This window comes from Faecalibacillus intestinalis, assembly GCF_003024685.1.
Lineage (GTDB): Bacteria > Bacillota_I > Bacilli_A > Erysipelotrichales > Coprobacillaceae > Faecalibacillus > Faecalibacillus intestinalis.
In genome coordinates, this window is sequence record NZ_PYLQ01000002.1 from 260,049 (window position 1) to 272,758 (window position 12,710).

Here is a 12,710-nt window from a genome sequence, read left to right on the forward strand (position 1 = left end):
TAATAATATAAGGGGAAAGAAAATGATTGATATTAATTTAATTAGAGAAAATCCTACTTTAGTCAAAGAAAATATGAAGAAAAAATTTCAAGATGAAAAAGTTGGATTAGTAGATGAAGCTTATAAATTAGATAAAGATTATCGTGAAGTTGTCACAAGAGCCAGTGAAATTAGAAGTTTAAGAAATAAATATTCTAAAGAAATTGGTGCTTTAATGAGAGAAGGCAAAAGAGATGAAGCTGAAGAAATTAAAGCAAAAGTAACTTCTATGGCAGAAGAATTAAAAGATTTAGAAGTTAAAGAAGAAGAATATGGTAAAGAATTAAAAGAAATCATGATGAAAATACCAAATATCATTCATGATTCAGTACCTATTGGAAAAGATGATTCAGAAAACGTAGAAATTCAAAAATACGGAGATCCAGTTGTACCTGAGTATGAAATTCCATACCATGCTGATATCATTGCTCGTTTTAATGGTTTAGATAAAGAAGCTTCAGGTAGAACAAGTGGAAATGGTTTCTATTATTTAATGGGAGATATCGCTCGTTTATCATCAGCAATGCTTTCATACGCTAGAGATTTCATGATTGATAAAGGATTTACTTATTGTATTCCACCATTCATGATTCGTAGTGATGTTGTTACAGGTGTTATGTCATTTGATGAAATGGATGCCATGATGTATAAAATTGAAGGTGAAGATTTATACTTAATTGGAACTTCTGAACATAGTATGATTGGTAAATTTAAAGATCAAATCGTTAAAGAAGAAGAATTACCAATTACAATGACTTCTTATTCACCATGTTTTAGAAAAGAAGTAGGTGCTCATGGTATTGAAGAACGTGGTATTTATCGTGTTCATCAATTTGAAAAACAAGAAATGGTTGTTTTATGTAAACCAGAAGAAGCTATGGAATGGTATGACAAAATGTGGTCATATACAGTTGAATTATTTAGAAGTTTAGATATTCCAGTAAGAACATTAGAATGTTGTTCTGGAGATTTAGCTGATTTAAAAGTTAAATCATGTGATGTTGAAGCTTGGTCACCAAGACAACAAAAATATTTTGAAGTTGGTTCTTGTTCAACATTAGGAGATGCACAAGCTAGACGTTTAGGTATTCGTGCTAAAGGTGAAAATGGAAATTATTATGTTTCTACTTTAAATAATACAGTTTTAGCTTCAACAAGAGCAGTTATTGCTTTTATTGAAAATAACTATAATGAAGATGGATCTATTAATATTCCAGAAGCGTTACGTCCTTATATGGGTGGTAAAGACATTATTATTCCTAAAAAATAGTCACTTCGGTGACTCTTTTTTATAGAAAGGTAAGAAAAAGATGGAATTATTTATAAGTGAAGCAGAAATTGAGGATGCTTCAATGATTATTGATTATTTAAATCAGGTTGGTGGAGAAAGTGATAACTTAACTTATGGTTTAAATGAATGTTATTTAAATGAATTTGAAGAAATGGAAGTTATTCAAGATTTTATTGATCAAGAAAATAGCTTACTTTTATGTGGTTTTATTGATGATGAACTTGTTTCTTTATTATCTATTCAAGGTGAACAAAAAGAAAGATTAAAACATATTGGTCATTTTGCAATCACTGTTAAAAAAGAATATTGGAATATGGGGATTGCTTCAATGATGATGGAAGAAGCTTTAGAAATGATCAAAGAAACATCTTTAAAAGTTCTTGATTTGGAAGTGAAAGAGGATAATTTATCAGCTATTAATCTTTATAAAAAGTTTAATTTTCAAGAAATAGGGAGATATCCTCAAATGTTTAATGTCAACCAAAAGTATTATGATGCACTTTTAATGAATTTATATATTGATTAAAAAACTAAAATACGTTATAATCATATTTGCCATTACAATAGGCGGCTTCGAACCATGTCAGGACCGGAAGGTAGCAGCATTAAGAAGTACCGTCTATGTGTGATGGTCTTTATTTTTAGAGGAAAAAAAGATGAATGATGAAGAATATATGGAAATAGCTTATCAAGAAGCTTTAAAAGCATTAAAACATGATGATGTGCCAATTGGATGTATCATTGTAAAAGATGATCAAATTATTGCCCGTGCATATAATCAAAGAGAGTATTTAAATCAAACTTATGGTCATGCAGAAATGTTAGCTATTGAAGAAGCTTGTAAAAAAATAGGAAGATGGCGCTTAGATGAATGTACACTTTATACAACTTTAGAACCTTGTTTAATGTGTTCGGGAGCTATTATTCAAAGTCATATTCAAAGAGTTGTTTATGGTGCAAGTGATACAAGATGGATGTCTTTAGATAAATTGATTCATTTACCAGATCCTAAACTTAATTATATTCCCATGATTCAATCAGATATTTTAAAAGATAAATGTTCAAAGTTAATAAAAGACTATTTTAAAAAGAAACGTCAAAAGATATGATTACTCATATCTTTTTTTCGTGTATAATGTAGGAGATAGGAGTTGAGAATATGTCATATAAAGCCTTGTATCGTACTTATCGTCCGCAAACATTTGAAGATGTCGCTGGACAAAGTCATGTTACAATTACATTAAAAAATGCAATTAAAGAAAATAGAATAGCGCATGCTTATTTATTTGCTGGACCACGTGGAACAGGGAAAACAACGATTGCTAAAATATTAGCTAAAGCTATTAACTGTACAGGAGATCATCCTCCATGTAATGAATGTCCTAACTGTAAAGCAATTACTCAAGGGGATCATCCTGATGTTATTGAAATTGATGCGGCAAGTAATAATGGAGTCAATGAAGTTAGAGATTTGATAGATAAAGTAAAATATGCCCCTATTAATGCTAAATATAAAGTTTATATTATTGATGAAGTTCATATGATGACACCTGAAGCATTCAATGCTTTATTAAAAACATTAGAAGAACCACCAGCACATATCGTATTTATTCTAGCAACAACAGAACCACATAAAATTTTGCCAACTATTATTTCACGTTGTCAAAGATTTGATTTCAAACGTGTGGATGAACATGATATTATTAGTCGTTTGGAATATGTATTAAAAGAAGAAAATGTAGAATATGATGAAGAATCTCTTGAAATTATTTCTAAGTTGGCTGATGGGGGAATGAGGGATGCTTTAAGTATTTTAGAACAATGTTTAGCGTATGATAGACATTTAACAGTAGAAAATATTAATAAAGTTTATGGTTTATTAGCAAATGATGAAAAAATACGTTTAATTAAATTATTACTGACAAAGGATATGAAGAATGTTTTAAAAACATTAGATCATATGATGTCTTTAAGTATTGATTTAAAGAGATTGACACAAGATTTAATAGATGTTTTAAAAGATGTTATTATTTTTAAAAACACGCAAGATTTATCTTTATTATTTGTTTTGCATAAAAACGATATCCAACAAATTGTTCCTTATATATTAGTAGAAGAAGCATTTCAAATGATTGATATTTTTATGGATGCAAGTAGTCATTATGGACAGGCTGTAGATTCATCAACATATTTTGAATTAGCTTTATTAAAGATATGTAATCAAATTGAAAATGAACATAAAGAAGTTGTTGTAGAAGAACCAAAAGTTATTGAAAATGTTTCACATGAAACATTGGTTGAAGTTCAACAAGAAGAAGTGGTTGAAAAACCAGTAGAAAAGATACAAGAACCAGTAATTGAACCTCAAGAATATTTACAAGAAAAGGTAGAAGAAAAGAAAGAACCGAAAGTTGAACAAGTAGAAACTCCTGTGGAAGAATCTAAAGAAGAGGTAAAAGAAGTAAAAACAACAGCTCAAATTGAAGTAGACTTTAATGACATTTTAAATATTTTAGTACAGGCAAAAAGAACAGTTTTAAATGATATTCAAGATAAATGGCCAGTTATTAGAAGATATTGTTATAATCTTAATACTGCTAAATATGCAAATATGCTATGTGATGCTAAACCTGTAGCTGCTGGTGAAAAAGGTTTTATTTTGACATTGAAATATCAACCAGAAGTGAATAGTATTAACTATACAGAAAATTATTATCCATTAAAAAATTTCTTAAAGGAAGTTTTAGGATCAGAATACGATTTTATTGCAGTAATGGAAGCAGATTGGCCAAATATGAGACAAAAATTTATTCAACTTAGTAAAGAAAAAAAATTACCACAACCACAACCAATTGTTTTACATCATATTGATGAATATCATGAACCGGTTGTAGAACTTACAGAAGCTCAACAATATGCGATTGATATGTTTGGTGATGAGATTGTTGAATTTGAAGAATAGGAGTGTATTATGAATTATCCAAAGTCATTTACAGATTTAGTTGAATGTTTTAAAAGACTACCAGGAATAGGTGGTAAATCTGCAGAAAGATTAGCTTATCATGTTTTATCAATGGATAAAGAATATGTCCAAGAGTTTGCAAATGTGTTATCTCATTTTCAAGATAATATCCATTACTGTAAAAAATGTGGACATATTTGTGAAGGTGAACTTTGTGAAATTTGTAAAGATGAAACAAGGGATCAATCAGTTATTTGTGTTGTAGAAAGTCCTAAAGATGTTTTTGCTATGGAAAAGGTAAGAGAATATCATGGATTATATCATGTTTTACATGGGACGATTTCTATGATTGATGGTAAAACGATAGATGATTTAAATATTAATTCTTTATTTGAAAGACTTGATGGAGTTAAAGAAGTGATTATTGCAACGAATCCAACAAGAGAAGGTGAAACAACAGCATTGTTTCTAGCTAAGTTGTTAGCGAAAAAAGGAATAGAAACAAGTAGAATTGCTAATGGATTACCAATAGGAAGTAATATTGATTATGCAGATGAATTAACATTATTAAAATCTTTAGAAGGAAGAAAGAAAATATAAGACCTTGCAAGAGGTATTTTCTTGTTTAAATAGAAAAATCAGTTATAATAATGAAGAAAGAGGAGAGAAGTATTATGACAGGAAAGTTTATTACATTAGAAGGACCAGAAGGTAGTGGAAAAACAACAGTTTCTAAAGAACTTGTAAAAATATTAAATGAAGCAGGATATAAAGTCTTACTTACAAGAGAACCAGGTGGGGTTGATATTGCTGAACAAATAAGAAATGTTATTTTAGATAAGAAAAATACAAAAATGGATGCACGTACAGAAGCTTTATTATATGCAGCAGCAAGAAGACAACATCTTGTAGAAAAAGTATTACCAGCTTTAAAAGAAGGGTATATTGTATTATGTGATCGTTTTGTAGATAGTTCACTTGCTTATCAAGGTGTTGCTAGAAATCTAGGAATTGATGAAGTTTATAATATGAATTTATTTGCGATAAACGATGTTATGCCAGATAAAACTTTATTTTTTGATATTGATTATAAAAAAGGATTAGAAAGAATTAAAGTTAATCAAAGAGAAACAAACCGATTAGATTTAGAAAAAAGTGATTTTCATAAAAATGTTTATGAAGGTTATTTAACAATTTGTAAACAATATAGTGATCGTATTGTAAAAATCAATGCAGATCAAAAGGTTGAAGATGTTGTACAAGATGCCTTAAAGGAAATTAAGAAAATATTATGATCAAAGATTATTTAAAAGAAAATCAACCTTTATTCTATAGAATTATTGAAAATGAATTTAACTTAAAAAAAATACCACATGCATTCTTACTTGTTGGAAATAATACTGATCAACCTTTACAGTTTCTAACAATGTCACTTATATGTAATGAAACCTTAGCTTGTGAACAATGTATAGATTGTCAAAAAGTATTAAACCATCAATATGCAGATATTATAGAAATTGATGGAGAAGAGGAAAGTATTAAAAAGAAACACATTGAAAATATACAAGAAACTTTCAAAAAGTCTTCTCTTGAAGGTAAGGCAAAAGTTTATATTTTAAAGAATGTTGAAAAAACAACCAAAGAAGCTATGAATGCTTTACTTAAAATATTAGAAGAACCAACAGAAGGTATTTATGCAATTTTTACAACTAAAAATATCAATCGTATTTTACCAACGATTATATCTAGATGTCAGGTTATAGAATTAAAACCAGATAATAAAGAAGTACTTAAAGAAAAATTGATTGCTAAAGGATATGAAGAAGAAAAAGCAAGTGTCTTATCTTATATTATTAAAGATGAAGATGATTTAGAAAATTTAAATCAGGATGATTTTGATGATATTATGTTACAAGCAATCAATTTTGTTGAGGATTTATTTTTATATAGAGAAAATCTTATCATAAACACACAAATTCATATGCTTAAAGATCATAAAGAAAAGGAAAATATTAAATTATTTATTAACTTTATTATTCTTGCACTTAAGGATATGTTTCACGTGAAACAAAATGAAAAAGCTGTTTTTTGTAATCACGTAAAATTTTTTAATTCACTAACATATGATAACAATGATATAATAAAGAAAATTGAATTATTATTAGAAACATCATACTTATTAGATACAAATGCTAATATTCCATTACTTATGGATAGTATGATGTATAGAATATAGAAAGGAATTTATATGGAAGAAATTAAACTTGCAAGTGTAAAATTTAAAAGTGCTGGTAAGATCTATTATTTTTCCACAAATTTAAAATTAAAAAAAGATGACCGAGTAGTTGTAGAAACTGCTAGAGGATTAGAACTTGGAGAAATATCACAGGAATTAAAAGATATATCAGAATTTAATTTAGATACAGAATTAAAAAAGATAGTTAGAAAAGCTACAAAAAAAGATATAGAAAATTATCAAAAAAATGTTAAGGATGCAAAACAAGCATTAGTAACATGTAAAGAAATTGTTTCAAGATATGATGTTAATATGCAACTTACTAATTGTGAATATACATTAGATAAAGCAAAAGTTATTTTTATGTATACTTCCGATGATCGTGTTGATTTTAGGGAACTATTAAAGGAATTAGCTGTTGTTTTCAAATGTAGAATAGAGTTAAGACAAATTGGTCCAAGAGATAAAGCAAAAGTAATTGGTGGAATTGGAACATGTGGTTTACCATTATGTTGTTCAACTCTTTTAGGAGAATTTAATGGAGTTTCTATTAATATGGCTAAAAATCAAATGTTAGCAATTAATATAGAAAAAATATCAGGTGCATGTGGAAGATTAATGTGTTGTTTAAAATATGAAGATGAAATTTATTCTTTAGAAAAAGAACGTTTTCCTAAAATAGGATCGCGTGTAAAATATCAAGATAAAGATGTAAAAGTAACAGGATTAAATGTTATTAATGATCTTGTTAAAATTGAAACAAATAATGGAATTGTATTCGTTGGTTTAGACGAAATTAAATTTGATAAAAATAATCATGCAGGAAAGAAAAATGGAAAACCAAGAAGTCATTAATTATTTATTAGCACATAATGATTTGAAAATTATCCAAAGAAAAGATATGTTTAACTTTTCTTTGGATACTGTTTTATTATCACAGTTTTGTACAATCAATAAAGATGTAAAAAATATTGTTGATTTTGGTACAAATAATGCGGCTATTCCATTATTGCTTTCAAAAAGAACACCTAAAAAAATTATAGGTATAGAAATTCAAGATGAAGCGGTTGATCTTGCTAGAAGAAATGTTGAGATGAATGATTTAAATGACCAAATTGAAGTCGTTCATGGAGATATTAAAGATGTTATCAAAGAGTTACCAAAAGCACAGCTGATTGTTTGCAATCCACCATTTTTTAAAGTAGGGGAAAATAGTAATTTAAATGATAATGAATATTTAACAATAGCACGTCATGAAATAAAAATTGATTTAGAAGGTATTATTTCAGCGGCAGCTTATTTATTAGACAACAAAGGAAGATTTGCAATTGTTCATCGACCTGATCGTATGATTGATATTTTAAATATTATGCAAAAATATGATGTTGAACCTAAAAGAATACGTTTTGTATATCCTAAAATGAATAGAGATTCACATGTCTTATTAGTAGAAGGAATGTATAAAGGAAAAAAAGGATTAAAAATCGAACCACCATTATATGCACATAATGATGATGGAAGTTACAGTAATGAAGTAAGAAGAATGTTTGGAGAGAAGATAGATGAATAGACAAAAGAGTTTTGAAAATGAAAGACCAACATTATATTTAGTAGCAACACCTATTGGTAATTTAGATGAAATGACATATCGATCTATTAATACTTTAAAAAATGTAAAATATATTGCTGCAGAAGATACAAGAAATACTGTTAAGCTTTTAAATCATTTTGAAATTTCAACAAAACTTATTTCTCATCATGAACATAACATAAAACAATCAATTCCTAAACTTATACAATTATTAGAAGAAGGAAATGATATTGCTTTAGTAAGTGATGCTGGTTATCCTGCTATTTCTGATCCTGGATATGAATTAGTTAAAGAAGCAATAGAACATGAAATAAATGTTGTTCCTATTTCAGGATGTAATGCTTGTTTAGATGCTTTAGTTGTTTCAGGAATTGCTCCACAACCATTTATGTTTTATGGTTTTTTAGATCATTTAGATAAGAAAAAGAAAAAAGAATTAATTGATTTAAAGAAATATAAAGAAACAATTGTTTTTTATGAATCACCACATAGAATTAAAAAAACATTAAATTTAATGTTAGATATTCTAGGAGATAGAAATATTGCTTTATGTAGAGAAATTACTAAAAAACATGAAGAAATCATTAGAGGTCATATTTCTGAAATTATTTCTATTGTAGAAGAATTAAAAGGAGAAATGGTTATTGTTGTTGAAGGTAGTCAAGAAGTAGAAGAAGAAATAACTTTTGAAACAACAATCAAGGAAGACGTAGATATGTATATTGAAAAAGGAATGTCTACTAAAGATGCAATTAAAGAAGTTGCTAAACAAAGAAATCTTAATAAAAATAGTGTTTATCAAGAATACCATTCTAAATAATGGTATTTTTTTGTTTCACGTGAAACAAAATTAAAAGCTATAAAAGATATATCATTTGTGGTATATTATAAAAAAGGAGGAAGTGGTAATATGTATAGCAAAGATAGCTACAATTATGGTAGACATGGAAGAAAAAGAAGATTAAAATCAATACCTGTAATTATTACATTATTGGTTGTGATATTAATATTAGGAGGTATTTATTTTTTACTATTTAATGAGAAAAATAAATATGAAGATTATAATACTTATAATGAAACAAATAAACAATATGGAACAGTACAACACTATGAAAAAGAAAATGATGATTTTTACATTTCATTATACTATCCTAAATTAAAAGAAAAGAATTTAAATAAAATTATTAAAGAATCATATAGCACATATTTAAAATCAGAAAAAAAGAAAAAGGATCAAAAAGATATATTATATCTAGATTACTCTTGTAAAAAGATTTATAAACAATATGTTGTTGTTGAATTAGATTATAAGCGTATTAATGAAGATGAGACAAAAACAAAAGCAACAAAATCTATAATGACATATGATTGTAAAACAAATCAATTAGTTGCTTTAAAAGATTGTTTACATGGTAAATATGGAGATTTATTAAATACATTGGGTGTAAATGAATATAACAAAGAATCAACATTAATAAAAGTTGATAAAGATAGTTTTACATATTATACAGATGATACATTAAAAAATAAAATTGTTGTTAATTATAAAGAATATAAAGATTACATAAAATTAGCAAATAAAAATATTCCATCTAATGCACCATTAGGTGTCAAAGCACCTAAGTTAATGAAAGTAGATCCAAAGAAAAAAATGGTTGCTATTACATTGGATGATGGACCACATAAAACATTAACAGAAAGAGCAATGAATGCATTTGAAAAATATAATGGTCGAGGAACATTCTTCGAATTAGGTCAAAACATGAATCTTTATCCAGATATTGTTAAATCAGTTTATGAAAGAGGACATGAGATAGCAAGTCATACATATCAACATGCACAACTTACAAAATTAGATGCTACTGCTTTAGATGAAGAAATTAAGAAAACACAAGATGCTTGTTTCAAAGCAACAGGTACTGAACAGACACTTGTTAGACCTCCATATGGAGCAAAAAACGATGCAGTTAAATCAGCCTTCAACACATATGGTTTAAGTATGATTTTATGGGATGGAGATACAGAAGATTGGCGTTATAGTAAAGCAACAGATGGTGCACAAATAGTATGTAATAATATTATAAGAGATGCTAAAGCAAAAACTGGTGATGGTAATATTGTCTTGATTCATGATATTCATGAAAATTCTGTTGCTGGATTAGAAATGGCTTTAGATCAATTAAGTAAAGAAGGTTATCAATTCGTTACTGTATCAGATTTATTAAAATATAAAGGACATTCTGAATATAAATAGTATAGTTTAGGCTATACTATTTTTGTTTCACGTGAAACATATTTTCTTTCAATGAAACTCATTGACATTGATTTAAGGGTTTGATAAAGTTAATAAGGATACAATAAATACGAAGAATGGAAGATGTTAAAGCAAAACATTTAGAGAGCTGATGGCTGGTGAAAATCAGTATGTTAAACTTTAAGAGATGGCCCAGGAGTAGTTATTTCAAATAGTTAGAAATAATCGTTAACTGCGTTAAAGTTTTGAGTGACACAGCAATGTGTAAAAAAGGTGGTACCGCGATTATTCGTCCTTTTATAAGGGCGTTTTTTATTTTTATAAAGGAGATTAGAAGATGAAAGACGAAAAAGATTATTATCTTACAACAGCAATTACTTATACTTCAGGTAAACCTCATATTGGAAATACTTATGAAATTATTTTAGCTGATGCAATTGCTCGTTTTAAAAGACAAGAAGGGTACAATGTTCGATTCCAAACAGGAACAGATGAACATGGACAAAAAATTGAAATTAAAGCTAAAGAAGCAGGAATTGAACCAAAGCAATATGTAGATCAAGTTGCAGGTGTAGTTAAAAATATTTGGGATATGATGGATACATCGTATGATCGATTCATGAGAACAACTGATGAATATCATGAAAAACAAGTACAAAAAATCTTTAAAAAATTATATGACAAAGGTGATATTTATTTAGGTCATTATGAAGGTAAATATTGTACAGCATGCGAATCATTCTTTACTGAATCACAATTAGTTGATGGTAAATGTCCTGATTGTGGGGGAGATGTACATGATGCCAAAGAAGAAGCATACTTCTTTAAATTATCTAAATATCAAGATCGTTTAATTAAACATATCGAAGATCATCCAGAATTTATTCAACCAGTTTCAAGAAAAAATGAAATGATGAATAACTTCTTAAAACCAGGATTACAAGATTTATGCGTTTCTAGAACATCATTTAAATGGTCTATTCCAGTTGATTTTGATCCTAAACATGTTGTTTATGTATGGATTGATGCCTTAACAAACTATATTACAGGACTTGGATATGATGCAGATGGAAATCATGGTGAATTATATAAAAAATACTGGCCTGCTGATTTACATTTAATTGGTAAAGATATCGTTAGATTTCATACAATTTATTGGCCAATTATGTTAATGGCATTAGATATTCCATTACCTAAACAAGTATTTGGACATCCATGGTTATTACAAGGTGAAAGTAAAATGTCCAAATCAAAAGGAAATGTTATCTATGCAGATGATTTAGTAGATATCTTTGGTGTTGATGCAGTAAGATATTTCGTATTACATGAAATTCCATATGATAATGATGGAAGTATTACATGGGATTTATTAGTAGAAAGAATTAATAGTGATCTTGCTAACGTTTTAGGAAACTTAGTTAATAGAACAATTGCTATGTCTAATAAATACTTTGGTGGTATTGTAGAAAACAAAAACGTATGTGAAGACGTAGATCAAGAATTAAAAGATTTAGCGTTAGCTATGCCAGCTAAATCTATTGCTAAAATGGATGAATTCAAAGCATCAAATGCATTAGATGAAATCTTCAACTTATTAAGAAGAACAAACAAATATATTGATGAAACAATGCCATGGGCATTAGCTAAAGATGAAACTAAAAAAGATCGTTTAGCTACAGTATTATATAACTTAATTGAAGCAATCAGATTCTCAGCAGTTATGCTATATCCATATATGCCTTCAACAGCTACAAAAATCTTAGATCAAATTAATACAGATCAACGTGATTTTGAAAGCTTAAAAGAATTTGGAAACTATGCATCAGGAACAAAAGTAGTTGAAAAACCAGAAATGTTATTTGCTAGATTAGATCCAAAAGAAGTTGCTAAAAAAGTAGAAGTTATTGAAGCAAAACAAAAAGCTTCTATCAAAGCTGTAAAAGAAAAGAAAGAAAAAGAAGCTAAAGAAACAAAAGAAGAAATTACAATTGATGACTTTTCTAAAATTCAATTAAAAGTAGGAAAAGTTATTAAATGTGAAAAACATCCAAATGCTGATAAATTATTAGTAAGCCAAATTGATGTTGGTGAAGAAACACCAAGACAAATCGTAAGTGGTATTGCTGATGTTTATTCACCAGAAAAATTTACTGGTAAAAAAGTTATTGTTGTAACAAACTTAAAACCAGCTAAATTAAGAGGCGTAGAATCACAAGGTATGGTTCTTGCCGGTGGAGATAAAAAAGTATTAGGTGTTGTAGATGCAGGAGAATTACCAGTAGGTACAACAATCAGATAATCTAAAATCGCATGATTTCATGCGATTTTTTTTCTATT

At 27.9% G+C, this 12,710-nt stretch carries 12 protein-coding genes, 1 other RNA gene and 1 other annotated feature; all 13 genes read left to right on the forward strand.

All coding sequences use genetic code 11. From position 1 onward, the window contains the following. Positions 1–22 precede the first annotated feature (22 nt). A complete protein-coding gene (gene serS, locus C7U54_RS02875) occupies positions 23–1,309 on the forward strand; it encodes a serine--tRNA ligase (protein ID WP_022002037.1) in 1,287 nt (428 codons plus the stop codon). A gap of 40 nt (positions 1,310–1,349) precedes the next feature. Further along, complete coding sequence (locus C7U54_RS02880) at positions 1,350–1,856, forward strand: GNAT family N-acetyltransferase (protein WP_032091113.1); 507 nt, start codon at positions 1,350–1,352, stop codon at positions 1,854–1,856. Positions 1,857–1,881: 25 nt separating this feature from the next. Then, positions 1,882–1,970: signal recognition particle sRNA small type (gene ffs, locus C7U54_RS02885), an RNA gene on the forward strand. A 16-nt stretch (positions 1,971–1,986) separates the two neighbouring features. Next, positions 1,987–2,439, forward strand: a complete 453-nt coding sequence (locus C7U54_RS02890) for a nucleoside deaminase (RefSeq protein WP_022002035.1) — start codon at positions 1,987–1,989, stop codon at positions 2,437–2,439. 50 nt (positions 2,440–2,489) lie between these two features. Continuing rightward, complete coding sequence (gene dnaX, locus C7U54_RS02895; RefSeq protein WP_107029242.1) at positions 2,490–4,292, forward strand: DNA polymerase III subunit gamma/tau; 1,803 nt, start codon at positions 2,490–2,492, stop codon at positions 4,290–4,292. A 9-nt stretch (positions 4,293–4,301) separates the two neighbouring features. Continuing rightward, complete coding sequence (gene recR / locus C7U54_RS02900; RefSeq protein WP_107029243.1) at positions 4,302–4,892, forward strand: recombination mediator RecR; 591 nt, start codon at positions 4,302–4,304, stop codon at positions 4,890–4,892. Between the two features lie 74 nt (positions 4,893–4,966). Beyond that, entirely contained in the window at positions 4,967–5,587 is a 621-nt protein-coding gene (tmk, locus tag C7U54_RS02905) for a dTMP kinase (protein ID WP_107029244.1), read from the forward strand. After that, positions 5,584–6,528, forward strand: coding sequence for an AAA family ATPase (locus C7U54_RS02910; RefSeq protein WP_227351972.1), 945 nt, complete (start codon positions 5,584–5,586; stop codon positions 6,526–6,528). Before tmk ends, C7U54_RS02910 begins: the two co-directional genes overlap by 4 nt. A 12-nt stretch (positions 6,529–6,540) precedes the next feature. Further along, positions 6,541–7,383, forward strand: a complete 843-nt coding sequence (locus C7U54_RS02915) for a PSP1 domain-containing protein (protein ID WP_107029245.1) — start codon at positions 6,541–6,543, stop codon at positions 7,381–7,383. Continuing rightward, a complete protein-coding gene (locus C7U54_RS02920; RefSeq protein ID WP_107029246.1) occupies positions 7,361–8,098 on the forward strand; it encodes a tRNA1(Val) (adenine(37)-N6)-methyltransferase in 738 nt (245 codons plus the stop codon). The genes C7U54_RS02915 and C7U54_RS02920 overlap by 23 nt, the downstream gene beginning before the upstream one ends. Next, positions 8,091–8,939: a 16S rRNA (cytidine(1402)-2'-O)-methyltransferase gene (gene rsmI / locus C7U54_RS02925; RefSeq protein WP_022002028.1), complete on the forward strand. Its 849-nt coding sequence runs from the start codon at positions 8,091–8,093 to the stop codon at positions 8,937–8,939. The genes C7U54_RS02920 and rsmI overlap by 8 nt, the downstream gene beginning before the upstream one ends. Before the next feature lie 90 nt (positions 8,940–9,029). Continuing rightward, entirely contained in the window at positions 9,030–10,373 is a 1,344-nt protein-coding gene (locus C7U54_RS02930) for a polysaccharide deacetylase family protein (RefSeq protein ID WP_107029247.1), read from the forward strand. Positions 10,374–10,476: 103 nt separating this feature from the next. Beyond that, positions 10,477–10,673: a binding site (T-box leader), on the forward strand. 37 nt (positions 10,674–10,710) lie between these two features. After that, positions 10,711–12,672 carry a methionine--tRNA ligase gene (metG, locus tag C7U54_RS02935; protein WP_107029248.1) on the forward strand — a complete coding sequence of 654 codons (1,962 nt, stop codon included), beginning with the start codon at positions 10,711–10,713 and terminating at the stop codon, positions 12,670–12,672. Positions 12,673–12,710: the final 38 nt, after the last annotated feature.